Source organism: Campylobacter sp. CNRCH_2015_1657, from assembly GCF_025772685.1.
Taxonomy (GTDB): Bacteria; Campylobacterota; Campylobacteria; order Campylobacterales; family Campylobacteraceae; genus Campylobacter_D; species Campylobacter_D lari_D.
Map to the genome: position 1 here is coordinate 119,111 of NZ_JAKMSO010000003.1, position 25,841 is coordinate 144,951.

Below are 25,841 nucleotides of genomic sequence, written 5' to 3' on the forward strand. Positions count from 1 at the left end.
TTTTTTCCTATATAAGTTTCTTATCTAATAAAAAATCTTTTAATAATTCTTTTGCTTCTTGATGATTTTTAAAAAAATCTTCATGTGCAAATTCATTACAAAAATTTGTAGCACATAAATAACAAATTCCTTCTATTCCTTGCATTTTTGCACAAGAAAGCACAGCGTATGCTTCCATATTTTCTATATGTACGCCTTTTTTAAAAAATTCTTGGGCAATATTTTCATCTTTACAAATATAATTTGAAGAATTAATCATAGTTTCATGTGAAACATTTAATCTAATCTCATTTGCTATAGGTGTATAAAAACTATCAAATAAATCTGCGTATTCTAAATTTGCAGCATTAGAACTTTCATAAATGTCTAAAATTTTTCCTTCTTGGTAAATTCCACATGTACCTATAAAAATCACTCTATCTGTTTTTACTTGACTTAAAATTTTACCTAGAGAAAAAGCAGAATTAACTAAGCCTACACCTATACTTTGTGCAAATTTAAAATCCTCATTTCCTCCTGCACACACTATAAGATTTTTCAAAAATTAACCTTTATAAAAAATAATTCAAATTTTATCTAATTAGCGCTTAAAATAATGCTATAATTAATATTTTTTAGATAAAATAAATTTATGATAAAAGCAAAAAAATATTTTGGGCAAAATTTTTTATATGATAAAAGCGTGGTAGATAAAATCATCCAAGCCATACCCAAAGATACTAAAAATATAGTTGAGATTGGGCCTGGCTTAGGTGATTTAACGCAAGAACTTTTGAAAATTCCACAAGCTCATATTAGAGCTTATGAGATTGATAAAGATTTGATTCCTATTTTAAATAAAAAATTTCAAAATGAGATTGAAGGTGGAAATTTTGAGCTTATTCATCAAAATGCAAGTGATGCTTTTGATCAAGGAAGTTTAAGTGATAAAGAGTACTTTTTAGTAGCAAATTTACCATATTATATTGCTACAAATTTGATTTTAAAAGCCCTAGAAGATCAAAATTGCCTTGGGCTTATAGTAATGGTGCAAAAAGAAGTGGCACAGAAATTTTGTGCAAATGAAAAAGAAAGTAATTTTTCGGCCTTAGGGGTGCTTTGTGCATTAATATGCCAAAGACAAATGCTTTTTGATATACAGCCACAAAGCTTTAATCCTCCACCAAAAGTTACTTCAGCTGTAATGAAGTTAATAAAAACTACTCATTATCAGCAAAAATGTGAAAATATAGAAGCTTTTAAAGAATTTCTTAGAGCTTGTTTTCAAAATCCTAGAAAACAACTCTTATCTAATTTTAAAAATAAAAAAGAAAAAATTCTAAAAGCATTTGAAGCACTAGACATCTCTTCTACCTCAAGAGCTCATGAAATTAGCGTTGATTCATACCTTAAAATTTATGACTATTTAAAGGATGACTATGAGCGAAGAAAACAAAACTCAAGAACAAAATAAAACTAAAAGATTTAATAAATTTAGAAACAAAAGAAAAAAAGATTCACAAAATCAAGAGCAAAATAGCGAAATTAAAAATGAAACAAAAGTAGAAAATACTCAAACTGAAGCTAGCGAAGAAAAAAAGAAAAAGAAAAAAAATAGAAATTTACCATCTAAATTAAGCGGTAATGAAGAATGGCAAATAGAACTTGCCAAAAGTATAGAAGCTAATAAAATCATGCACGAGCTAAGACTTCACCCTTTAAAACACAACAACTCAAGCGAACATAAAATTCGTATTACACCTTTGGGCGGGCTTGGGGAAATCGGTGGAAATATCACTGTTTTTGAAACTAACAATGATGCAATTATCATTGATATAGGTATGAGTTTTCCAGATGGAACTATGCATGGAGTAGATATTATCATACCTGATTTTGACTATGTAAGAAAGATTAAAAACAAAATTCGTGCTATCATCATCACTCATGCTCATGAAGATCACATTGGTGCTGTGCCGTATTTTTTCAAAGAATTTCAATTTCCTATCTACGCAACACCTTTAGCACTAGGTATGATTTCAAATAAATTTGAAGAGCATGGTTTAAAGGCTGAGCGTAAATGGTTTAGACCTATAACAAAAAGACAAATTTATGAAATAGGTGAATTTAATTTAGAATGGATTCACATAACCCACTCTATCATCGATGCTTGTGCTTTGGCTATTAAAACTAAAGCAGGAACCATCATACACACTGGCGATTTTAAAATAGATCAAACACCAATTGATGGCTATCCAACGGATTTAAGTCGTTTAGCTCAATATGGCGAAGAAGGCGTACTTTGTCTTTTAAGTGATAGTACAAACTCATATAAAGAAGGTTATACAAAAAGTGAAAGCTCCGTAGGACCTACTTTTGATCAAATTTTTGCCAAAACTAAAGGCAGGGTAATCATGAGCACCTTTAGCTCTAATATCCACCGCGTATATCAAGCTATTAGTTATGGTTTAAAATACGGCAGAAAAGTGTGTGTTATAGGGCGTTCTATGGAAAGAAATCTCTATACTACTATGGAACTTGGCTATATCAAACTTGATAGGAAAATTTTCATTGACGCTGATGAAGTAAGCAAATACAAAGACAACGAAGTACTAATTGTCACTACAGGAAGTCAAGGCGAGACCATGAGTGCTTTATATAGAATGGCAACTGATGAGCATAAATTTATCAAAATCAAACCTAGCGATCAAGTTATCATTTCAGCTAAAGCAATACCAGGTAATGAAGCAAATGTTTCTGCTGTGCTTGATTTTCTTTTAAAAGCAGGAGCTAAAGTAGCTTATCAAGAATTTAGTGAAATTCATGTAAGCGGACATGCTAGTATAGAAGAACAAAAACTCATGCTAACTTTAGTAAAACCTAAATTTTTCTTACCAGTGCATGGAGAGTATAATCATATCAATAAACACAAAGAAACTGCTCTAAAATGTGGTATACCTGAAAGAAACATCTACTTAATGAGTGATGGGGATCAAGTAGAGCTTTGTCAAAAATACATCAAACGTGTAAAAACAGTTAAAACAGGAAAAGTCTTTGTAGATAATCAAATCAACAAACAAATCGCAGATGATGTGGTAATTGATAGACAAAAACTCGCAGATAGCGGTATAGTTGTCATTATCGCCCAGCTTGATAAAGCAAGTAAAACACTAATTAATAAACCAAGAGTATTTAGTTATGGCTTGGTAGCTGATAAACAAGATGGAGCATTCTCAAAAGAAATGAGTGATGTTTTAAGTCAATTTTTCCCAAATGTAAAAGATGAAATTTTAGATAATCCAAAAGTTTTAGAAGCTCAAATTAGACAAGTACTAAGAAAGCATATTTTTAGAAAAATCAAAAAATATCCAACCATAGTACCAACTATTTTTGTGATGTAAAGTAAAATTATGAGAATTAATAAATTCATCTCACACAATAGCAAATATTCTCGCCGTGAGGCTGATGAGCTAATCAAGCAAGGCTTAGTAAAAATCAATAAAAAAACAGCCTTGCTCAGTGATAGTGTAAATACTGAAGATAAAGTTTTTATCAATGGTAAAAAACTCCATAAAAAAACACAATTTTCAGTCATCATTTATCACAAGCAAAAAGGCGAAATAGTTAGCAAAAAAGATGATAGAGGTAGAAAAACCATCTATCATACTTTACCAAAACAGTTTAGCACTTGGCTTAGCGTAGGAAGGCTTGACTTTGCAAGTGAGGGATTACTTTTACTAACTGATTCACCTGTAATAGCAGATGCACTTATGCATAGTGATTTAGAAAGAGAATATTACTTAAAAGTAAAAGGTAATATAGATAAAAATGTCATCGAAGCTATGCAAAATGGCTTAGAAATTCAAAATGAAAAAAAAGGGGCTCACGCCAAAACTAAAATAACCTCAATGAGTTTTGCTCCATTTTTAGGCTTTGAAATTTTTGGTTCAAGCGGAGGCTATACCAAACTAAAAGTAATCATTAATGAAGGTAAAAATAGGGAGCTAAGACGCTTTTTTGGACATTTTGATTTAGAAGTGATGGATCTTAAAAGAGTGGCATTTGGAGCATTAGATCTTGGTATGTTAAAAGCTGGTAAATATCGTTATTTGGAAAATGGCGAGTATGAAAAACTGCGCGATTTTTTAAAAATAAATGATATTAGGTATTAAAATTAATACTTTAAAAATACTTAAATTAATTAAAATTTAATTTTAATTTTGTATAATTAGCAATTTAATTTATATAAAAAAGGAAAATTATGGCAAACCATAAATCTGCTGAAAAAAGAGCAAGACAAACTATCAAAAGAACTGAAAGAAATAGATTTTATAGAACAAGATTAAAAAACATTACAAAAGCGGTTCGTGAAGCAGCGGCAAATAACGATAAAGAAGCTGCACAAAATGCATTAAAAGTAGCTAATAAAAGCATTCACGCTATGGTAAGTCGCGGATTTTTGAAAAAACAAACTGCATCACGCCGTGTTAGCAGATTAGCATTATTGGTAAACAAATTAGCATAATTAATGTTAGCTGATAAACTCAAACCTTTTTTAGCACGCTTTGATGAGTTAAATACTCTTCTTAGTGATGTTAATATCTCTAATGATATTTCTAAAATGACAGCTCTATCTAAAGAGCAAAAAAATTTAGAACCCATAGTAGAAAAAGCAAAAGAATATCTCAAAACCTTAGATGATATAGAAGAAAATAAACTTCTTTTATCTGATCCTGAACTAGGTGAACTTGCAAAAGAAGAACTTAAAAATCTCGAAGTTTTAAAGCCACAACTTGAAGAAAAATTAAAAATTCTCTTATTACCTAAAGATCCAAACGATGATAAGAATATCTTTTTAGAAATTCGTGCAGGTACAGGTGGCGATGAAGCTTCTTTATTTGTTGGGGATTTAGTAAAAGCTTATATACGCTATGCTGAAAATCGTGATTATAAATACGAAATAGTCAGCTCAAGTGAAGGTAGCGTAGGTGGATTTAAAGAAATCATCATTCTTATCAAAGGAAATGGAGCTTATTCAAGGCTAAAATACGAAGGTGGCACACATAGAGTTCAAAGAGTACCTGAAACAGAATCTCAAGGTAGAGTTCATACTTCAGCTATTACAGTGGCTATTATGCCTGAAGTTGATGATGTTGAAATTCAAATCAATCCAAATGATTTAAAAATCGATGTAATGCGTAGTAGCGGTCATGGTGGTCAAAGCGTAAATACCACAGATAGTGCTGTAAGAATCACTCACATTCCAACAGGTATAGTTGTAGTAAATCAAGATGGTAAAAGCCAACATAAAAACAAAGAAAGTGCCATGAAAGTCTTAAAGGCAAGACTTTTTGAAATGCAAGAACAAGAACGCTTAGCTAAAGAAAGTCAAGCAAGAAAATCACAAGTTGGAAGTGGCGATAGAAGCGAACGCATACGCACTTATAATTTCCCTCAAAATAGAATTAGTGATCATAGAATAAATCTTACTTTATATAGACTTGATGCGATTTTAGAAGGTGGACTTTTTGATGAAATCATTGAGCCATTAATCGCTTATTATCAAGCAGAGGCTTTAAAACAAGAAAATTTATAATTCTTGTTTTAATTATTGCTTGCTAATAAAATTCTATATTGTTCTTTATCAACATTTATCAAAAGCGAAACTAATTTAAAAGCTCTAAATTTTTCCATTACAAAAAGATCTTTACTATCTTTTAAAACTATAGCAACTAAATTTTTCATTACTTTATCAAGCCAAATATTTTTATATTTATCATTTGCTGAATGATATCTTCCAATAGCATTCCAATTAAACCCGTATCGTTGTATAATTTCATAAAGTAATCTTGCTGCTATGTCTATATTTGCACTAACTTTTACAATCTCTTTTTCGCTAACACCATAACGCTTTAAATGAATGCTATTAATTTGCATTAAACCATAATCTCTTGTTTGATTTTTATTTCTACCAATGATATTATGTTCATAAGCTGCATTCTCTGTCAAAGCTATGGCTTTAAGTAATGCCATGGGTATGTTATACTTTCTAGCCGCGATTTTAAAATCTTTATCATATTTATAAAAATTTTCAGGTATATAAATATCACCTATAAAAATTTTTGTATCAAAAGCAAAAGTAAAATTAAAAAATATTGCTAATAATAAAATCCTTTTTAACATTTTACTCCTTTATAGTACTTATGCTATAGCAAATTTATAAATAAAAATTATGCAAATAAGTTAATAAATTATCTAAGAATTTCTTTTATAGTAAGTTGAGGGGTGATTAATCCTCTAAAATTATTTTTAGAAATACTAGCTATAAAATCAATATTTTCACCAATTTCTGGCTCATAGTCAAAATTAAAAAATAAAGCTTCTAAAGTCTTATTTCCTTGTGTTAAAATAAGTTTTATATGATTTTCATCTTTACCAAGTCTTTTTTTGTTTTTTACAAAAAGCTTATCAAATTTAAAATATGGTCTTGGGTTTTTATGCCCAAAAGGTTCAAAAAATTCCAATATCTCTAAAAGTTCAAAATCAACTTCATTTGGATCAATACTACCTAAAACCTCATCAGTATTGTAAAAATCATCTTTAGGGATATTTTGACAAATTTCATAAAGCTTATTTTTAAAAATACCAAATTTTTCAAGCTCGACTAAAACTCCAGCTGCACCTTTATGTCCACCATAGCTTAAAACAAATTCTTTAGCTTGTTCTATAACATTTAAAATATCTATCCTACCCACGCTTCTAACGCTAGCTTTAGCCTTTTGCTCACATTCTGAAAAAACAAAGGCAGGCTTGTTAAAATGCTTTGCTAAACGACTTGCAACTATACCCAAAACACCCTCATGCCAATTTTGGCCATTGACAATAATCACAGGATCATTTTCATCAACTTGTTCTAAACATTGTTTAAAAAGCTCGCGCTCTTCATCTTTACGGCTATTATTATAAGTAATAATTTGTTCTAAATAACCCATAACCTCATTAATATTTTTAGAATGCAAAAATTTATAAGAAATAATCGCATCATCCATTCTACCTGCACTATTAATCAAAGGTGCAATTAAAAAACTAATATTATCAAGCTCAAATTTATCCTTACCAAAATACTGCTTGATAGCTTTAAATGCAACTCGTTTTGAATCATTAATACATTCTATGCCTTTTCTAACTAAGGCTCTATTTAAATCTCTAAGCTCCATCATATCTGCGATAATTGCGATAGATAAAAGCTCTATAAATTTACACATATTATAATTAATTTTACATACTTCTTTTATAGCAGCAACTAAATACCAAGCCACTTGAGCACCACAAATTTCAATATCAGGAAATTCACAATCTTGTTGTTTAGGATTAATGATCGCATAAGCTTTTGGTAAAGTAGCTGGAGGCATATGATGATCGGTAATGATTAAATCAATTCCTTTTTGTAAACAAAGCTCTGCTGCATCAAAAGCAGCTATACCATTATCTACAGTGATGATTAAATCTACCCCATTAAGTTCATTGATGATTTCTTCATTTAGACCATATCCATCTTTAAAACGATTTGGAATTTTTACCACATAGTCATATCCGATATCATCAAAAAATTCAGATAAAATCACACAAGAAATCACCCCATCTACATCATAATCTCCAACAATAGCAAGCTTTTGATTTTTTTCAATCGCTTCTTTAATACGTAAAGCACCCTTATAGACATCTTTTAAACAAGATGGCATAGGTAAATCACAAAGCTTTACATGTGTATCATTGATAAAACGCTGGTGTAAAATTTCTTTTATTTTGGCTTTATTTAGCATGATTTGTTAAAGATGCCTTGATAAAAGAAAAAATAGCCGGATTAACCCTAACTAAGCGTGAAGTAAATTCAGGGTGAAACTGCACTGCTAAGAAAAATGGATGATCTTTAAGCTCTACAGCCTCAACTAAACCTTCATTTTCCCCGCTTATAATAAGCCCATTTTTTTCAAACATTTCTTTATATTTTGGATTAGCTTCATAGCGGTGGCGGTGGCGTTCTTTTACGCTTTTTTGATTATCATAAACCTTACTTAAAAGTGTATTTGGCTTGATATGACACTCATAAGCTCCAAGACGCATAGTTCCACCAAGTGGAGTTTTACTTGTTCTAATTTGCTTTTCTCCACTTGCGTCAATAAATTCATCAATCAAAAAGATGATAGGATTTTTACAATTTGGATTGAATTCATGAGAATTTGCATCTTCTAGTTTTAAAACATTGCGTGCAAATTCCACTAAAGAAAGCTGCATACCCAAACAAATTCCTAAAAATGGAATTTTATTTTCTCTTGCATATTGTATGGCTTTGATTTTTCCTTCTACTCCACGGTAACCAAAACCACCTGCTACTAAAATCCCATTTACATCTTTAAAGCTTTCTTCGACATTTGCATTTTCTAATTTTTCACTATCGATCCATTTTAAATTTACTCTTGCATCAAGTGCTGCACCTGCATGGATAATGGCCTCTGTTAAGCTTTTATAGCTTTCTTTTAAATCTACATATTTTCCTACAAAAGCGATGCTAAGTTCATTACTTGGAGCGATGACTCTTTTTACTAAAGAATCCCATTCGTTCATACTTGGCTTTAAATTTTGAAGATCTAATAAACTTGCAATAGAATTTAAAATATCTTGTTTTAAAAAATTTAGTGGAATTTGATAAATACTAGCTGCATCCACACTTTCTATAACGCAGTTTTTTTCAACTCCGCATGAAATTGCGATTTTGTCTTTTAACTCTCTATCTAAAGATTTTTCACTTCTGCAAATGATCATATCAGGGCTTATACCTATACGGCGTAATTCCCCCACACTATGTTGAGTTGGTTTTGTTTTAAGTTCTCCTGCTGCTTTGATAAATGGCACTAAAGTCAAGTGAATATTAATAGCATTGTATTTACCCACTTCAAGTTTTAAAGCTCTAATAGCTTCTAAAAATGGTAAGCCTTCTATATCTCCTACCGTGCCACCTATTTCAACAATTAAAATATCTTTATCAATTCCAGCCTTTTTAATACGATCTTTTATCTCATCAACTATATGAGGGATTACTTGTATAGTTTTTCCTAAGTAATCTCCTCTTCTTTCTTTTTCTATAACACTTTGATAAACTCTTCCTGTGGTAAAGTTATTATCTTGAGTTAAATTCTCATTTAAAAATCTCTCATAATGTCCTAAGTCTAAATCTGTCTCAGCTCCATCTTCAGTTACAAACACTTCCCCATGCTCTAAAGGACTCATCGTGCCAGGATCTACATTAATATAAGGATCTGCTTTTAAAATACTTACTTTTAAACCTGAATTTTTTAAAATAGTAGCAATAGATGCTGCTGCTATACCTTTTCCTAATGAGCTTAAAACACCACCGGTTACAAAAATATATTTAGTTTGTTTTAATTTCATAAAATAACCTTAATTTCTTTTTTTAAAATTATAACGAATAAAAAATTTTATTTTTATAAACATTTGTGTAAAATTCAATTATTTTTGAAGGAAATTTTCGATGAAAATCACATTATTAAATCATACTCCACTTTCTGTATGCTCTCATGCAACAAGAACATGTTGGCAAAGTTTTGACAAAGGTGATTGTGGTGGTGAGAAAGACAAAGAATTAATCGATCGAGTGGGAAATAAATTCAAACATGCTTCAACCTTAGAGCATTTAAACTATACTTTTTATATACAAGGTATTTCAAGAGCATGCTTACAAGAAGTTGCAAGACACCGCCACACTAGTCCTAGTGTAAAAAGCACAAGATATACTTTAAAAGAACTAAGAAATGAAAGCGAATTTAAAGAAAATGACTTTGAAAATGCTAAAAGATACTTAGTATTAACCGGAAATGAAGTAGTAGATAATGCAAGTATCAAAGCTTTAGAAAATCTGCGTTTGATTTTGCAAAATAGCATTAGTTTAGATATAGCAAAATACTGCTTACCAGAAAGTTATAAAACAGAATTAACTTTAACAATTAATGCAAGAAGTTTGCAAAATTTTATTACTCTAAGAAGCTCAAAATCAGCCCTTTGGGAGATAAGACAACTCGCAAATGCTTTATTTGAAAACTTGCCTGAGGAACATCAATTTATTTTTAAACATTGTGTTTATCAAGAAGAAAATTCCCAAGATTGATTGGGAATTTTTACTTATATTTTTTTAAGAAATTCAGTTTTCAAAACAATCACACCAAATTTATCTACTTTAGCTTCAATTTCAGTGTCTTTGCTTGTAAGTTTAATATTTTTTATAGTCGTGCCACGCTTTAAAGTAGTGCTTGTACCTTTTACCTTTAAATCTTTCACAACACTTACACTATCACCTGCATTAAGCTCAGTTCCATTTGCATCTTTTGGCATATATTCTCCTTAGAATTTATAAGTATATCCTAGATATAAACCATAATTTGTTTGTTTAGGATCGTAAAAGTTTGAACCTACCATATTTTGATAAAAATTTCTTGTATTATAATGAGTTTGCTCAGCTTTAAAACCAAACTCAATTTCATTTACTTGATTTAACTCATATAAAGCACCTATTTTTGCCCCATAAGTATAACCATCAAAATCTTGAGATAATGATAATATACTTGTTTTTAAAGTAAGATCTGTTCTTGCATAACCACCATATACCCCTAAAACTGCTCTTGTTTTTTCAAAGATTTTTGGAGTAAAATCATAACCAAGTAAAAACTTATGTGTAGTAAATTCTCCATCAATTTTAAACTTTGTAGTATTGATTACATCACTAAATTCGCTTGAATAATTATAAGCACCATAAATTCTATGATTTTCACTAAAACGATAACCAACTCTTAAACCAAAAACAGGAACATTACCTTCTAAATCACCATTATATTTAATGTTTTGTGTTTTTCTATGATCAAGATCAGATTTTACCTTAGTATGGAACCATCCTGCATCAATACCTAATAATATTCCTGAATTTTCATCAGCTAAAGCTAAATTTGAAACCAAAGCAACACTTGTAACTAAACTAAATAATTTTAATTTCATATTTTCCTCCTTAAAATAAGACTTAATATATCCTTTTATTTTTAATAAAAACTTAATTTTGTGGTACCACTAAATCAGATCTACACTCAATTACGGTATGAACATTACCACGAGGGTTAAAATCACCTACTACTTTTATCCATTTTGGATCAAGTTTTTCTTTTAAAGTATTATAAATTTCATTAATACTTGCTTCATGTGAAACATTTCTATACATAAAGGTATTAATATAAAGTTTGATTGCTTTAAGTTCTACTACTAATTTATTTGGAATGTATTCTAAGTAAATTGTAGCAAAATCAGGATACCCACTACGCGGACAACAACACATAAATTCAGGTAAAGTGATTTTAATCACATAATCATTTTTGGCATCATTTGGCCAAACTTCCATATTTTCTACACTAAAATCTTTGATTTCTTTTTCACCATATCGCATTTATAATCCTTAGTTTGTTTTTAAAACTTTATAATACCACAATATTTTATATTTTATTTTGACAAAATTTAAAAAGCTTATCTTGAAGTGAAAGTAATTTTTCACTTTCATTACTAAGAATTTTTATACACAAACCCTCATAAAAAAGTTGATTTATATCGTCAAATGAAGCTTTTAATTCTTCATAAAACTCATCATATCCAAAAAGATAAATACTCAAATAATGCGTATGATTTGCAAAAAAATTTAAATCATTTTCTTTCATATAAGAAGGATTGATTTTAATTTTATCATTTAAAATTAAAGTATCATTTCTATAAATTTGAGTTAAACTCTCATAATTTTTAAAAACAAATTTTTCATCCATAGCCACTCTACCAAAAATGACAAAATCAACATAAACTAATCTTGAAAAAGAAGCTAGATTAATCTTTGTATTTTGTATAAAATTTGCATTTTCTTGAAGCAAAAGTGGCTTTGGCATATAAAAAAAGCTTGCATTTTCTTCAAGAGTAAAATCAATATTTTTACTCGCAAAAGAATCTTTAGTATCATATACCTTTTCATAACTTTGTGTGAGTATAGCGGTGTTTGTACTTTTCTTACATATGATTTCAAAACTTAAATGATCCTCTTTAAAAATTCCAGCACTAGAATTTAAAACATATATACTAGTTAATTTTTTATCATAAAAATTCCTCATAAGTTTAAAAGGAGGAGTGAAAAAAGAATTTTTTATGATAGTTTTTTCATTGATAGTATCTAATGTAAGTTTAAAAACACTCTTTTGAGCAAACAAATCAATCCTTTAAAAGTGTGTATTTTTTAATCCAAGTAATGATTTCTTCTAAACCTTCTTTAGTTTGAAGATTACTCATGATAAAAGGTCTATCTCCACGCATTTTTAAAGTATCTTCTTGCATGATTTTTAAAGAAGCATTTACATAAGGAGCTAAGTCTATTTTATTGATAATCATTAAATCAGATCTACAAATAGCAGGACCACCTTTGCGTGGAATTTTTTCTCCTTGAGCAACATCTATAACAAAGATAAAAAAATCCACAAGTTCAGGTGAAAAAGTCATTGATAAATTATCTCCACCACTTTCTATAAAAATAAGATCTAAATCACTAAAACGCTCTTGTAAAAGTTCAACAGCTTCAAGATTACAAGAAGCATCTTCTCTAATGGCTGTATGAGGACAACCTCCAGTTTGCACTCCAATGATTCTTTCTTTTTCAAGAACGCCTTGTTTGATTAAAAAATTTGCATCTTCATTTGTATAAATATCATTCGTAATTACAGCCAAAGAAAGCTCATCTTTTAAAGCTTGACATAAATTTAATACTAAAGCTGTTTTACCACTACCTACAGGACCACCTATGCCTATTTTAACCATTATAACCCTTTTAAGAAATATAAATTTTAAATGCTAAATTTTGGTGTTTTATACCCAAATAATCATTTAAGATATTGTGATTTTCACACCAATCTTTTAAAGTTAAATTTTGTAATTTAGAAAGAACCTTTTGAAAATCTTGCTGTAATTGAAAAAGTAAAATCTGTCCTTCATTTTGCGATAAAGGCACGATTTTTACAAGAATATTAACAAAATTACTCATTAAAGCAAATAAAAAACTTTCATACATAAAATCAAGCTCATTATCTTTACAAAATAAAGCATACACAAAAGGATAAATAGGAGTTTGATTTTCTTTAATGTATTGATTTAATAAAGGATTTGATAATCCATAAAGACTGACATTTTTTACAAAGCGTTTAGCTAGAAAAACATAAGCTTGACTTTGTTCTTTTGCAACTATACTTGATAAAAATTTTCTTTGAAAGACTAGTAAATTTTTTACATCATTTGCGTTTTCATAAGCTATTTTCAAAGCTAAAAGCTCAAAATATAAAATATTAGAATAAAGCTGAGTTTTTAAAACTTTTTTTGTATCTTCTATATTTTTTATATAAGCAAAATTCACATAAGATTCTAAACCAAAAGAATGTGAAAAAGCTCCTATAGGAAAAGAAGAATCACTAATTTGTAAAAGTAAAAAATTTAATTTATTCATCTTTATTCTTTAATAAGTTTAAAATTTGGATCAACTTGGATAAAACTTGGCATATCAAGCATATATTTTGGCTCTAAAATTTCTTCACATTTTTCGTATTTTATATTAAATTTTTCTAAAAACTTTATGATAGAGTTTTGCTCTAAAGTAATGAGTTTATGATCTTTATAAAATAAATTTAAATGCATATTGCCCACTTGATAACTTATTAAAGCAAGGTTGTATTCATTTTCTATGTGAATTTTTAAAACCTTTTCAGGTTTGATTTTCACTAAAATCAAAAAATCCTCATCATATAAACAATCATTATGATTTAAACCTTTATTATTAGGCATTTTTATAGCGACATCTAGTCCTTTTAAAGTCGTTGTTCTTAATATCTTTTTAAAAGTATCAAACCAACTAAGCTCTAAAAAATCGCATTCTTTGTTTAAATCATAATGCGTTATTTTATTTTGAAGTAAAATCATTAAATCATAAAATATTTTCTAGCTAAAGCTAAAGAATCAACGCTCTTAGAGCTAATAAGCTCACCATTTATTTTTACTTCATAAGTTTGTGGATTTACTTCTATATCTTGAACTTTATCATTAAATTTTAAGTCTTTTTTAGTGATATTTCTACAATTTTTTACTGCAACACATTTTCTTTTTAAGCTTAATTTTTCAGGCATATTAGCTTCTAAAGAAGCTTTAGAAACAAAATGTAAAGCATTTTCATTTAAATTTGCACCAAACATTTTTTCATAGATAATAGGCTCAGGTGTTGGGATAGAAGCATTAGCATCGCCTATTTTTGCACCTACTATCAAGCCACCTTTTAAAATAAGCTTTGGTTTTACTCCAAAAAATTTAGGTTGCCAAAGTACTAAATCAGCAAATTTTCCTACTTCAATAGAACCAACATAACTATCAATCCCATGTGCAATAGCAGGATTTATAGTATATTTTGCTATATAGCGTTTAATACGGAAATTATCATCTAAATCATTATCTTCTTTCAAAGCACCAAATTCTTTTTTACATTTATCAGCACTTTGCCATGTTCTTAAAATCACCTCACCTACGCGTCCCATAGCTTGAGAATCACTACTCATAATGCTAAAAACACCCATATCATGAAGTTTATCTTCTGCTGCTATAGTTTCAGGACGAATTCTACTATCTGCAAATTCAACATCTTCTTTGATTTTATTATCTAAATGATGACAAACCATAAGCATATCTAAATGTTCATCAATGGTATTTTTAGTAAAAGGCATAGTAGGATTAGTACTTGCAGGTAAAACATTTTCAAAACCTGCCATTTTAATAATATCAGGAGCATGGCCACCACCTGCACCTTCAGTATGAAAAGTATGGATAACTCTACCATTAATAGCTTTAATCGTATCTTCTACAAAACCTGCTTCATTTAAAGTATCTGTATGGATAGCTACTTGTATATCCATTTCATCAGCTATATTTAAACTAGCATCAATCACACTAGAAGTAGCACCCCAATCTTCATGAATTTTTAAGCCGCATGCACCGGCTATGATTTGCTCTTTTAAAGCATTTTTATTACTTGAATTTCCTTTACCTAAAAAGCCAAAATTCATAGGGTAATTTTGCGTAGCTTTTAACATAGAATGTATATGATAAGCCCCACTTGTGCAAGTTGTAGCATTTGTTCCCTCACTTGGTCCTATGCCACCTCCTATCATAGTAGTAACACCACTATATAAGGCACATTCAATTTGAGTTGGGGAGATAAAATGTATATGAGTATCAATACCACCTGCAGTTACTATTAAACCTTCTGCACCGATAATATCTGTACTTGTGCCTATAACTAAGCTAGGATCAACTCCATCTTGTATATCAGGATTGCCTGCTTTTCCTATACCTACTATATAGCCATTTTTTATCCCAATATCTGCTTTATAAATACCGGTATAATCAACAATCAAAGCATTAGTTAAAACTAAATCCGGAAATTCTCCCTCACTTACACTTTGAGCCATACCATCTCTAATATTTTTACCACCACCAAATTTAACTTCTTCGCCATATAAAGTATAATCTTTTTCTACTCTTAAAATCAAATCTGTATCTGCTAATCTTACTCTATCATTAGTTGTTGGACCATACATATTCACATAGTCTTTTTTGCTAATCTTAATCAAAGAAATCCTTTCTCTTTTGCTTTTGATAAAGCTTTAGTTTTATTTTCATCATTGATAAAATCATCACAAAGATTATTAAAACCTAAAACCTTTTTTAAACCACCAAATTCTATTAAACTTACTGTTTTTTCTTCACCTGGTTCAAATCTCACACTTGTTCCTGAAGCGATATTTAACCTTTTACCATAAGCTTTTTCTCTGTCAAAAGACAAAAAGCGATTAACTTCAAAGAAATGAAAATGCGAACCAACTTGTATAGGACGATCACCTTTATTGCTTACTTTAATTTCTATAGAAGTTTTATTTTCATTAAGCACAATAAATTCTGATGATAAAAATATCTCTCCAGCTTTTATTTTATCATCATTTGCTATAGGCTCATGTATAGTAACTAATTTTGTGCCATCTTCAAAAGGAAGTTCTATTTGAATTTCTTCAAGCATACTTGCAACACCATCAATCACATCTTCACTTGTAAGTAAAGTTTTCCCTATACTCATCAATTCACTCACACTTAAATTTTTTCTTGCAAGTTCCATTAATTCATAACATATATAAGCTAAAGCTTCATTATAATTTAATTTTATTTTTTGCTCTTTTCTATCTTTAGCGATTTTCCCTGCATAATGAAGCATTAATCGTTGCAATTGCTGCTGAGTAAAATGCATTTTAATCCTTATAAATTTTTTAGATATTATATAACTATTTGCTTGCTTTTAAGCAAAAAATTCTATTACATTTTTTAATTCTATTTTATAGTCTTTTTGAATTTCTATAAAAGGAAGATTTAAATTTTCACATTGAGCTTTAAATTTTTGATGATTTAAAATAAGAGTGTTTATTTCTTCTTTTTCACTAAATAAACGCTTTTCTATAACATTTTCATTTTGATAGATTAATTCATAATTTTGCAAAATATATTCTTTTGAAAAAACGATATAAAGTATTTTAATATCAGAATGATTTTGAAATTTTTGTAACTTTTTTGGAGTAAGATAAAATCCTTCAATGATTAAATTTTGTTTATTTTCTATACAAATTTAAATCATACCATCTACAATAGGAAACAAAAAATCAGTTATTTTTTCATCCTCATCTACTCTAAAAGGACAATTTTTCAAGAAGTCTTTGAGCAAGCAAGGTCTTTCCACTATGACCTTGCCCTCCAGTTAAAAAAATCATTTAAAAATTAAACATCCAAATGTTTAACATCTTTAGCATGAGCTTGTATATACTCACGGCGTGGTTCTACATCATCACCCATGAAAAGGTTGAAAGTATCATTTGCTCTTTGAGCATCTTCTATGGTGATCTTTAACAAACGACGATTACTTGGATCCATAGTTGTTTCCCAAAGTTGTTCAGGATTCATCTCACCAAGACCTTTATAGCGTTGTATATAAGCACCTTTTTTAGCATTTTTTTCAACTTCATCTAAAATTTCTAAAATATCTTTATCAAATTTTAAATCTCTATCTTTAATTTTTTGATAAATATAATTTGCCTCTTCATATAAAGGATTAGCAAACAAATCATCATTGATGATAAGCTCTTCTAAACCATTTTCAGTTTGCACATAAACACGAATTTCATTTTCATTGATATATGAATTTAAGATATTGTGATTTTGTTTTTCTAAAAATTCTTTTATGACTTTAAATAATTCTTCATTAGAAGCTTTTATCAAATCAGGATTTTCTATCAAATACCTAATCACTGAAATTACATTAAATCTTTTTTCTAATTCTTTTAAAACACTTCTATAAGCTGCAACGATTTTTAGAAAATCTTTTAAATCATTTAATCCTATGCCCTCATAAGTAGAACTTTCTATACCTGTTTCGATCAAATAATCATTTAAAGCTTTTTCATCTTTTAGATAAATTTCTTTTTTCTGACCTTTTTTATAACGATATAAAGGTGGTTGAGCTAAATAAATATGTCCATTTGTTACAAGATCATTCATAAAACGGAAGAAAAATGTCAAAAGCAAAGTTTGTATGTGAGAACCATCTACATCAGCATCTGTCATAATGATGATTTTATGATATCTTAGTTTTTCTATATCAAACTCATCACCGATCCCACAACCAAAAGCTGTGATCATATTTTGAATTTGTTCACTTTTTAAAATTTTATCTAGTCTTGCTTTTTCAACATTGAGTATTTTACCTCTTAAAGGTAAAATCGCTTGGAAAGTTCTTTCTCTACCTTGTTTTGCAGAACCTCCTGCACTATCACCCTCAACTAAATAAATTTCGCTTTCACTTGGATCTTTACTTTGACAATCAGCTAATTTTCCTGGTAAAGTCCCTACACTTGAACTTTCTTTTTTACGGGTTAATTCTCTAGCTTTTTTAGCTGCTTCTCTACCACGAGCTGCCATTAAAGCTTTATTCATGATAGCTTTTGCTTCGATAGGATTTTCTTCAAAATATTTTGTCAAATATTCAAAAGAAGCCTTAGAAACTATAGGTCTAACATAGCTTGAACCTAATTTTCCTTTAGTTTGTCCTTCAAATTGTGGCTCAGGTACTTTAACACTTACAACTGCTATTAAACCTTCTCTTACATCATCACCTGTGATTTTAGAGTCTTTCTCTCTAGCACTAGCATTTGCTTCAATGTAATTGCTAATAACACGAGTTAAACCCATTCTAAAACCTGCTTCGTGCGTTCCACCATCTGGAGTTTTTATATTATTAACAAAAGAAAGTAAATTTTCACTATAACTATCATTATAAAGCAATGCTACTTCAACATTTACATCTTCTTCATCTACATTGAAAAATATTGCCTTAGTTAGAGCTTGTTTTTTATTTAAATCTGTAACAAATTGACTTATACCACCTTCAAAATGAAAGCTTTCTGCTTTTCCTACACGATTATCTTTAAAATTTATAGTAATTTTTGGATTTAAATATGCAAGTTCACGAAATCTTTTAGCTAAAATTTCATAATCAAAATCAGTCACTTCAAAAATTTGATCATCTGGCCAAAATTCTATGATTGTTCCTGTTTTTTTACTTTTACCTATGGTTTCAAAATTACTTGTAACTTTACCTTCTGAAAATTCTTGGCGATAAATTTCTCCATCTCTATGCACTGTAGCAACTAATTTTCTTGATAAAGCATTTACAACGCTTACACCAACCCCGTGTAAACCACCTGAAACTTTATAAGTATCTTTATCAAATTTTCCACCTGCATGAAGCACGGTTAAAACTACAGTTAAAGTAGGGATATTTTCAGTAGGGTGAATTCCCACAGGAATTCCTCTACCATTATCACTTACTATACAAGAGCCTTCTGTAGTAATTTCTACATTAATCGTATCACAAAAACCTGCCATAGCTTCATCAATAGAATTATCCACTACTTCATAAATCATATGATGAAGACCGCCTATGTTGGTATCACCTATGTACATACCAGGGCGTTTTCTAACAGCTTCTAAGCCTTTTAAAACTTTAATATTTCCTGCGCCATAATTTTGATTTTCTTGCATTTATTTTCCTTATAAAATAACTGGCATAATTACAGTTTGTAATTCTTCACTTGAAACTAAGAATGCCATATGAGGTTCATTTATGCTAAGTTTGAATGTTTCACTTTCAATAGAATTTAAAAAGTCAGTGATGAATTTATTTTTAATGCAAAGATTAAATTCTTCATCTATATTAAGTTCCATTTCAAGTTCAGTTTTTGCTTCCATATTATCTAAACTAATACCTTCAAATACAAGTTTATCTTTATGAAAATTTAATTTCATTTTTTCAGTGATTACATTGATTTTTTTCAATGCATCCATAAATTCTTCTGTTTTAAAAATAAATTCTTTTGTGATATTTTTTGGAATTACTCTTTCATAATCAGGGAATTTATCATTAATAAGTTTTGTAAAAAACTCAAAATTATCATTTTTTGCAATCAATATATTTTCATCATAATAAATTTCAATTTTTTCAAAAAAGATTTTTTGCATTTCTAAAATAGCTTTTTTAGGGATACAAAGATTAAATTCTTTTTCGTTTGTTTTATTTAGTGTAAAAACCGCTAAGCGTTTAGTATCTGTTCCTACAAAGCTAATGTGGGTTGTTTTTATATCAAGTAAAGCACCATTTAAAGAATACTTTGGATTATTTGTATCAACTGCAGGTAGGATTTTTTTCAAAGATCTACTTAAATCACTCGAATCAATATCAAATTTATCTTTTCCTTCGGTGCTTGGGAAATTTGGAAAATCTTCATAATTAAACATAGGAAGTTTATATTTAGTTCCTTTTTGTCTAATAAAAAGGAAATTTTCTATAGTTTCTAAAACTACATCTTCATTATTTAAACTTTTAATGATATCTAAAATACTTTTAGCATTAGCAGTTGCAAAACCTGTACTTTCAACTTTAATTTTTTTGATTTTATAGTTAATACCTATTTCATAATCACTTGCCCTTATGATTAATTTATCTTCAACTACTTCAAAAAGTAAGTGAGAAGCGATGTTGCTTGAGTCTTTTTTGTCTACATAAGAGTTAGTTAAAACTATGGCAGATTCTAAAGTGTTTTTATTAATGCTAATTTTCATTTTACTTCCTTTGTTTTTTAAATTTATTTTATCATAATAATAAGCAATGTGAAAATGTGAAATGCTTTTTAAAAGCCTTTTTTTATAGAAATTTTACTCATAGAATAAAATTTTTTATTTTTCACTTTTATTCACAGGGTGCTTTTTATTTTTGTTAAAATTTTATTTCTTAATTCTTCTACTATGGCTTTTAGGTTTTCATTTTCGCTCATTAACTCTTGAATTTTTTTAATATTATGTGAAATGGCAGTGTGATCTTTCATATTAAAAAATCTAGCAAGTTGAGGCATAGACATAGTTGTAAGCTCTCTTGCTAAATATATCACAACCCTTCTTGCCATAACGATATTTTGTGTTTTTTTGTTTGATTTTATATCATTAGGTTTAAGATTATAGCTTTTTGAAACATCAGCAAGTATATCTTCAACACTAATATTTTCTTTTGTTTCTTTAATGTGATCTTTCATAAAGCTTTTAACGATTTCTAAAGTGATTTCTTGGTTAAAAAGCCTTGCTTGAGCATTTAAATTTGTAATCATACCTTCTATTTCTCGGATATTATCTCCCATTGAAGTAGCGATGTAGCTTATGACTTCAGGTTTGAGATAAATAGCATTAAATTCGCATTTTTTCTTGATAATTGCGATTTTTGTATCAAGCTGAGGTGGAGTGATATCTGCGATAATCCCATTTGCAAAACGACTTTTTAAGCGTTCTGTTATGCCTTTTAGCATATTTGGAGGATTATCACTTGTCATGATGATTTGTCCAAATTTTTCTTTGATTTCATTAAAAGTAAAGAAAAATTCTTCTTGAATTTTGTCTGTTTTACCTAAAAACTGCACATCATCGATGAGTAAAACATCGCAATTTTTGTATTTTTCATGGAATTTACTCATGGTTTTGTTATTTAAATGCATGGTAAAATCATTGATAAAATTATCACTTGTAGCATAAATAACCTTATATCCATTATCCAAGCACACATTTCCGACAGCTTGAAGCAAGTGAGTTTTTCCAAGTCCTGTAGGGCCATAGATAAAGATAGGGTTGTATAATTTTCCAAGTTTGCTTTTATCGGTAATGGCTTTGCAAGTTGCATAGGCAAATTGATTAGAATCTCCTACAACAAAGCTTTCAAAAGTAAAAGAAGGATTTAAAATAGTACTTTGAAATTTAATCTGTGAAATATCTGTAGAAAAATGTTTTTTCTCTATCTTTTGATCATTTGTTATGATTTTAACTTGAGGGTTAATCCCTGTTTTTACTTCATAAAAATAAGCTAGTTTTTGTGCGTATTTTGTTTGTATAAATTTAGCCAAAAAATGATTTGGTGCGATAAATACTAAGATATTATTTTTACTTAATTTTTCACTAAATTGTAAGTGAGAAATGTAAGTATTGTATTCGTTATTGCTAATTTCAGTTTTAAATTCAAATAAAAAATCTTTTATATTCATTATTATTCTTATAAATTATGATGTAAAACTTAAAATTCTAGCTTATTTTTTATAAAAAATGGTTAAAATTATTCACATAAAAATTTAAATTTCACATCTATGTGAATAAAAAGGTGAAAAGTTTGAAAGTTTTAGGGATAGATCCTGGTTCTAGATATTGTGGATATGCTATTGTAGAAAGAATAAATAATAAAAATCAACTCATAGAAGCAGGACTTATCAAAATCAAACCCAATGATTTACAGTATCAAATTACAGAATTATGTGAAGGACTTGATCTAATCTTTAAAAATCATCAGTTTGATGAGGTAGCTATAGAAGATATATTTTTTGCTTATAATCCAAAAACGGTTCTAAAACTAGCACAATTTCGTGGAGCTTTGAGTTTAAAAATCTTACAAATTCATGGAGAATTTGCAGAATACACACCTTTACAAGTGAAAAAAACCGTAACAGGTAAAGCAAAAGCTACTAAAGAGCAAGTAGCTTTTATGGTAAAAAGATTACTTGGAATTTCAAAAGACATCAAGCCACTTGATATTACCGATGCTATCGCAGTAGCTTTGACGCATTTAGCAAATTTGAGAGTAAAAAAGTGATTTTACTTTCCATTTCCTATAAAATAAATTTCAACATCATGTAGAAGTTTTTCACATACAGCAGAATCAGTATTTTTTTCTACTACTAGGTTGATATGATTTTTGGTATCTCTAAAACTTCCTGCAGATTTTGAATTTTTTAATTCTAATTTTTGATTATCTTTTAAATATTTAATAGTTATTACAAATTTATGTGCCGCGGTAGCTTCGCCTAGATTTGTTTCTATCAAAACATTCATATTTGATGCTTTTGCTAGGGTTGCTTGAGTTTTGTTAATCACTTCTTTCATTCTTCTATTGAGTTCTAAAATTCTTGAGATGAATTTATTATCTATACTTTCAAATGCTATTTTTAGTTTATTCATAATTTCTTGATTAGTAGGTTTATCAGGTGCTACATAAACCATATAAAGTCCATTTTTAATATCTACTTTAGTGCTTTTAGTATCACGCCCACTACCAAAAACTTTTATATATATAGCATTATCAAGATATACTCTATCTATCATAGGACCATAGATTTCATATTCTCTTTTCCTTACGATTACTTCTCTTGCGGCTACTTGAATTTTTACTGAACAATCATGAATTATAGGTTCCATTTCTTTTTTTATTTCAAGTAGTTCTTTTAGCATATAACATCCTTATTATTTTTTTAGTATTATAGATTATAACAAAAAAATGTTTTTTTCTTTGTTAATTTTAGTTTATATAATTTTTATAACATTCCAAAGTTATTTTAAAAAAAGGAAAAAAATGAAAATTAAAATTATAGTTTCAAGTTTAGTTTTAGCAAGTACTTTATTTGCTGCAAATTCTCATCATGCTCATCATGGAGCTTCTGGAAGTATTTCATCACAAATCATGATGAGTATGCATGAACCTATGATGAAAAATCCTTTAGTACAAAGCAATGACATAGAAAGAGATTTTTTAGCTAATATGATTCCACATCACCAAGGTGCTATTGACTCATCTAAGCTTTTATTAGAACATACAAAAAGTGAAGAGATGAAAAAAATCGCTCAAAATATCATCAAAGCTCAAGAAAAGGAAATCCAAGAATTTCAAGAAATTTTAGATAAAAATCTTTATACAAAAACTCAAATTGATGAAGAAACTTATAAAAAATTCGTTCAAGAAGAAAAAGAGTTAATGCAAAAAATGATGATTTTAATGAGTTCGGTTAAAGAAAGCAAAAACATCAATAAAGACTTTTTAGAAGCGATGATAGCACATCATCAAGGTGCAGTAGATGCTTCAAAACAAATTTTATTTTATTCTAAAGACAAAACTATCACTGATATTGCTAAAAAAATCATCTTAGATCAAGAAAAAGAAATCCAAGAATTTACGAATTTGTTAAAGTATATGTAAAAATAGGTAGTTTAGTAAAATTTCTAAGAACATATTATTACTTTTATCTAAAAATAAAAGTAATAATATTTTTAGATATTAATTAAATACTAAATACTAGCTTTTATTTAAAATTCAATATATCTTATATAGATTAGTATATAATTATATAAAATTTATATTTTGGATATTAATGACTACGTTATCAAGTTTTAATATTAGTTCTCGTCGTTATTTAGGCAACAAAACAAAACTTTTACCATTTATTTTAAACATTACAAATAAAAACTGTAAAAATATAAAGTCTGTTGCTGATATATTTTCAGGAACGGGAGTAGTTGCTAGCGCATTTATAGATAAAATAATTTATACAAACGATATCTTACAAAGTAATTATTTTTGTAATGTTGCATGGTTTAGTCCTGAAAATTATGATGAAGATAAAATAAAATTTTTGTTAAATGATTTTAATAAATATGATAAAAATGAAAATAATTATATGAGAGAAAATTTTGCTGATACTTATTTTAGTGCTAAAGTGTGTTCTAAAATAGGTTTTATTCGTGAAAGTATTGAAAATTTAAAAGAAAGTGATAAAATTAATGAAAAAGAAAAAGCTATTTTAATTACTTCATTAATATATGCAATGGATAAAATAGCAGCTACATGCGGACATTACGATGCTTATAGAAAAAATGCAAAACTAGTTAATGAAATTAATCTTACTCTACCACAATTTTATAATAAATTAAACACTAATAATCGATGTTTTAATAAAGATGCAAATGAACTTATAGAAGAAATTTATGCAGATTTAATTTATATCGATCCTCCTTATAATTCTAGACAATATAGTGACACTTATCATTTATTAGAAAATATAGCTACTTGGAAAAAACCACAGGTTTTTGGTGTAGCCCGTAAAATGGATAGAAGTATGATTAAAAGTAAATATTGTAGTAATACTGCAAATGATACTTTTGTTAATTTAATATCAAATATAAATGCAAAATATATATTATTATCTTATAATAATATGTTTGCTAAAGGTAATAATCGTTCAAATGCGAAGATAAGTGATGAAGTTATAATACAATCATTAAGCACAAGAGGTGAAGTGAGTATTTTTTCTCAAGAACACAAAGCATTTAGTACAGGTAAATCAAATATTAAAGACAATTATGAAAGGTTGTTTTTATGCAAATGCCGTTAATTGCTTCACCGCTAAATTATACTGGTGGAAAATTTAGATTACTTCCTCAAATTTTGCCATTATTTCCTAAGAATATTAATACTTTTATTGATTTGTTTTGCGGGGGTTGTAATGTAGGTTTAAATGTAAAAAGTAAAAAGACAATATATAATGATATCAATATAAAACTCTATAATTTATATAATTTTTTTAAAAAAATGGATAGTGAAAATATTTTAAAACAAATTTATAAAATAATTGAGAAATATGATTTGTCTATTGTTAGTAAGTATGGATATGAATTTTATAAATGTGATAGCTCTAAAGGGTTGAGTAAGTATAATAAAAATGGCTATTTAAAGCTTAGAAATGATTTTAATATAGAAAATAATACATCTTTTGACTATTATATAATGTTTTATGTGATGATTGTTTATGCATTCAATAATCAAATCCGATTTAATTCAAAAGGTAATTTTAATTTACCTGTTGGAAAACGAGATTTTAATACTAAAATGGAGCAAAAACTTATTAATTTTATTAAAAGAATACAAGAACAAAATTGTTATTTTTCTTGTATTGATTTTAGAAATTTTAATATTCAAAATTTAGAAAAAAATGATTTTGTTTATATTGATCCACCTTATTTAATTACTTGTGCAACCTATAATGAAAATAGTAGTTGGAATGAGAATGATGAAAAAGACTTGCTTGATTTTTTAGAAAAATTAGACAATCAAAATATAAGATTTGCTCTTTCAAATGTTTTATCTAGTAAAGGAAAAACTAATGAAATATTAAAGCATTGGTTAAAAAATAAAAAATATAAAGTTCATCATTTAAAACATAAATATTCAAATTCTAATTATCAAATTAAAGATAAAAATTTTACAAGTGATGAGGTATTAATTATTAATTATTAGG

General features: G+C 28.3%; 28 protein-coding genes. 10 read left to right on the top strand and 18 right to left on the bottom strand.

Translation table 11 applies throughout. From position 1 onward, the window contains the following. Positions 1 to 7: 7 nt before the first annotated feature. On the bottom strand, positions 8 to 541 hold the full coding sequence (locus L8X27_RS03515) for a purine-nucleoside phosphorylase (RefSeq protein WP_263671548.1): 534 nt from the start codon (positions 539 to 541) through the stop codon (positions 8 to 10). Between the two features lie 90 nt (positions 542 to 631). Here L8X27_RS03515 and rsmA point away from each other — a divergent pair, with 90 nt between their 5' ends. The 5 genes from rsmA (at position 632) to prfA (ending at position 5,572) form a co-directional block, all read left to right on the top strand. Continuing rightward, positions 632 to 1,453: a 16S rRNA (adenine(1518)-N(6)/adenine(1519)-N(6))-dimethyltransferase RsmA gene (rsmA, locus tag L8X27_RS03520; protein ID WP_263671549.1), complete on the top strand. Its 822-nt coding sequence runs from the start codon at positions 632 to 634 to the stop codon at positions 1,451 to 1,453. Continuing rightward, positions 1,419 to 3,377, top strand: coding sequence for a ribonuclease J (locus tag L8X27_RS03525; protein WP_263665305.1), 1,959 nt, complete (start codon positions 1,419 to 1,421; stop codon positions 3,375 to 3,377). The genes rsmA and L8X27_RS03525 overlap by 35 nt, the downstream gene beginning before the upstream one ends. 9 nt (positions 3,378 to 3,386) lie before the next feature. After that, complete coding sequence (locus L8X27_RS03530) at positions 3,387 to 4,148, top strand: pseudouridine synthase (protein WP_133319094.1); 762 nt, start codon at positions 3,387 to 3,389, stop codon at positions 4,146 to 4,148. 89 nt (positions 4,149 to 4,237) lie between these two features. Beyond that, entirely contained in the window at positions 4,238 to 4,501 is a 264-nt protein-coding gene (gene rpsT / locus L8X27_RS03535) for a 30S ribosomal protein S20 (protein ID WP_039617063.1), read from the top strand. Between the two features lie 3 nt (positions 4,502 to 4,504). Then, complete coding sequence (prfA, locus tag L8X27_RS03540; RefSeq protein WP_133319093.1) at positions 4,505 to 5,572, top strand: peptide chain release factor 1; 1,068 nt, start codon at positions 4,505 to 4,507, stop codon at positions 5,570 to 5,572. A gap of 8 nt (positions 5,573 to 5,580) precedes the next feature. On the opposite strand, the gene L8X27_RS03545 is transcribed toward prfA, so the two are convergent. From L8X27_RS03545 to L8X27_RS03555, 3 genes are all read right to left on the bottom strand, one after another. After that, positions 5,581 to 6,159, bottom strand: coding sequence for a lytic transglycosylase domain-containing protein (locus L8X27_RS03545; protein WP_133319092.1), 579 nt, complete (start codon positions 6,157 to 6,159; stop codon positions 5,581 to 5,583). A 68-nt stretch (positions 6,160 to 6,227) separates the two neighbouring features. Next, positions 6,228 to 7,799 (bottom strand): single-stranded-DNA-specific exonuclease RecJ, encoded by a 1,572-nt coding sequence (gene recJ, locus L8X27_RS03550; RefSeq protein ID WP_263659219.1) that lies wholly within the window; start codon positions 7,797 to 7,799, stop codon positions 6,228 to 6,230. Then, the gene (locus tag L8X27_RS03555) at positions 7,789 to 9,426 is read right to left on the bottom strand and encodes a CTP synthase (protein WP_263671551.1); all 1,638 of its coding nucleotides are present in this window, start codon (positions 9,424 to 9,426) and stop codon (positions 7,789 to 7,791) included. Before L8X27_RS03555 ends, recJ begins: the two co-directional genes overlap by 11 nt. A gap of 100 nt (positions 9,427 to 9,526) precedes the next feature. On the opposite strand from L8X27_RS03555, the gene thyX reads away from it, so the two are divergent. Next, positions 9,527 to 10,159, top strand: coding sequence for an FAD-dependent thymidylate synthase (thyX, locus tag L8X27_RS03560; protein WP_039617054.1), 633 nt, complete (start codon positions 9,527 to 9,529; stop codon positions 10,157 to 10,159). Between the two features lie 14 nt (positions 10,160 to 10,173). Here the strand turns inward: thyX and L8X27_RS03565 are convergent, their stop codons facing one another. The 13 genes from L8X27_RS03565 to dnaA form a co-directional block, all read right to left on the bottom strand. Further along, on the bottom strand, positions 10,174 to 10,383 hold the full coding sequence (locus tag L8X27_RS03565) for an alkylphosphonate utilization protein (protein WP_263671552.1): 210 nt from the start codon (positions 10,381 to 10,383) through the stop codon (positions 10,174 to 10,176). 9 nt (positions 10,384 to 10,392) lie between these two features. Beyond that, positions 10,393 to 11,040: a porin family protein gene (locus L8X27_RS03570; RefSeq protein ID WP_263671553.1), complete on the bottom strand. Its 648-nt coding sequence runs from the start codon at positions 11,038 to 11,040 to the stop codon at positions 10,393 to 10,395. A gap of 52 nt (positions 11,041 to 11,092) precedes the next feature. Continuing rightward, positions 11,093 to 11,479, bottom strand: a complete 387-nt coding sequence (gene queF / locus L8X27_RS03575) for a preQ(1) synthase (protein ID WP_263671554.1) — start codon at positions 11,477 to 11,479, stop codon at positions 11,093 to 11,095. 46 nt (positions 11,480 to 11,525) lie between these two features. After that, on the bottom strand, positions 11,526 to 12,278 hold the full coding sequence (locus L8X27_RS03580) for an urease accessory protein UreD (RefSeq protein ID WP_263661395.1): 753 nt from the start codon (positions 12,276 to 12,278) through the stop codon (positions 11,526 to 11,528). 1 nt (position 12,279) lies between these two features. Beyond that, a complete protein-coding gene (gene ureG / locus L8X27_RS03585) occupies positions 12,280 to 12,879 on the bottom strand; it encodes an urease accessory protein UreG (RefSeq protein WP_039617044.1) in 600 nt (199 codons plus the stop codon). A 10-nt stretch (positions 12,880 to 12,889) separates the two neighbouring features. After that, entirely contained in the window at positions 12,890 to 13,558 is a 669-nt protein-coding gene (locus L8X27_RS03590; RefSeq protein ID WP_263671555.1) for an urease accessory protein UreF, read from the bottom strand. 2 nt (positions 13,559 to 13,560) lie between these two features. Continuing rightward, complete coding sequence (locus L8X27_RS03595) at positions 13,561 to 14,028, bottom strand: hypothetical protein (RefSeq protein ID WP_263671556.1); 468 nt, start codon at positions 14,026 to 14,028, stop codon at positions 13,561 to 13,563. Next, on the bottom strand, positions 14,028 to 15,725 hold the full coding sequence (gene ureC / locus L8X27_RS03600) for an urease subunit alpha (protein ID WP_133319085.1): 1,698 nt from the start codon (positions 15,723 to 15,725) through the stop codon (positions 14,028 to 14,030). The genes L8X27_RS03595 and ureC overlap by 1 nt, the downstream gene beginning before the upstream one ends. Next, positions 15,722 to 16,393: an urease subunit beta gene (gene ureB / locus L8X27_RS03605; RefSeq protein ID WP_133319084.1), complete on the bottom strand. Its 672-nt coding sequence runs from the start codon at positions 16,391 to 16,393 to the stop codon at positions 15,722 to 15,724. The genes ureC and ureB overlap by 4 nt, the downstream gene beginning before the upstream one ends. Before the next feature lie 48 nt (positions 16,394 to 16,441). Beyond that, positions 16,442 to 16,639 (bottom strand): hypothetical protein, encoded by a 198-nt coding sequence (locus tag L8X27_RS03610; RefSeq protein WP_133319083.1) that lies wholly within the window; start codon positions 16,637 to 16,639, stop codon positions 16,442 to 16,444. 275 nt (positions 16,640 to 16,914) lie between these two features. After that, positions 16,915 to 19,233: a DNA topoisomerase (ATP-hydrolyzing) subunit B gene (gene gyrB / locus L8X27_RS03615; protein WP_263671557.1), complete on the bottom strand. Its 2,319-nt coding sequence runs from the start codon at positions 19,231 to 19,233 to the stop codon at positions 16,915 to 16,917. Positions 19,234 to 19,242: 9 nt separating this feature from the next. Next, positions 19,243 to 20,310, bottom strand: coding sequence for a DNA polymerase III subunit beta (dnaN, locus tag L8X27_RS03620; RefSeq protein WP_263681052.1), 1,068 nt, complete (start codon positions 20,308 to 20,310; stop codon positions 19,243 to 19,245). Between the two features lie 131 nt (positions 20,311 to 20,441). After that, the gene (dnaA, locus tag L8X27_RS03625) at positions 20,442 to 21,770 is read right to left on the bottom strand and encodes a chromosomal replication initiator protein DnaA (protein WP_263681054.1); all 1,329 of its coding nucleotides are present in this window, start codon (positions 21,768 to 21,770) and stop codon (positions 20,442 to 20,444) included. A gap of 122 nt (positions 21,771 to 21,892) precedes the next feature. Here dnaA and ruvC point away from each other — a divergent pair, with 122 nt between their 5' ends. After that, a complete protein-coding gene (ruvC, locus tag L8X27_RS03630) occupies positions 21,893 to 22,369 on the top strand; it encodes a crossover junction endodeoxyribonuclease RuvC (protein WP_039627288.1) in 477 nt (158 codons plus the stop codon). A 2-nt stretch (positions 22,370 to 22,371) separates the two neighbouring features. Here the strand turns inward: ruvC and L8X27_RS03635 are convergent, their stop codons facing one another. Further along, the gene (locus tag L8X27_RS03635) at positions 22,372 to 23,004 is read right to left on the bottom strand and encodes a hypothetical protein (RefSeq protein WP_133319079.1); all 633 of its coding nucleotides are present in this window, start codon (positions 23,002 to 23,004) and stop codon (positions 22,372 to 22,374) included. A 121-nt stretch (positions 23,005 to 23,125) separates the two neighbouring features. Here L8X27_RS03635 and L8X27_RS03640 point away from each other — a divergent pair, with 121 nt between their 5' ends. From L8X27_RS03640 to L8X27_RS03650, 3 genes are all read left to right on the top strand, one after another. Further along, positions 23,126 to 23,746 (top strand): DUF305 domain-containing protein, encoded by a 621-nt coding sequence (locus L8X27_RS03640; RefSeq protein WP_263681056.1) that lies wholly within the window; start codon positions 23,126 to 23,128, stop codon positions 23,744 to 23,746. 172 nt (positions 23,747 to 23,918) lie between these two features. Further along, the gene (locus L8X27_RS03645) at positions 23,919 to 24,938 is read left to right on the top strand and encodes a DNA adenine methylase (protein WP_263681057.1); all 1,020 of its coding nucleotides are present in this window, start codon (positions 23,919 to 23,921) and stop codon (positions 24,936 to 24,938) included. Further along, positions 24,923 to 25,840: a DNA adenine methylase gene (locus L8X27_RS03650; protein ID WP_263681058.1), complete on the top strand. Its 918-nt coding sequence runs from the start codon at positions 24,923 to 24,925 to the stop codon at positions 25,838 to 25,840. Before L8X27_RS03645 ends, L8X27_RS03650 begins: the two co-directional genes overlap by 16 nt. Position 25,841 lies beyond the last annotated feature (1 nt).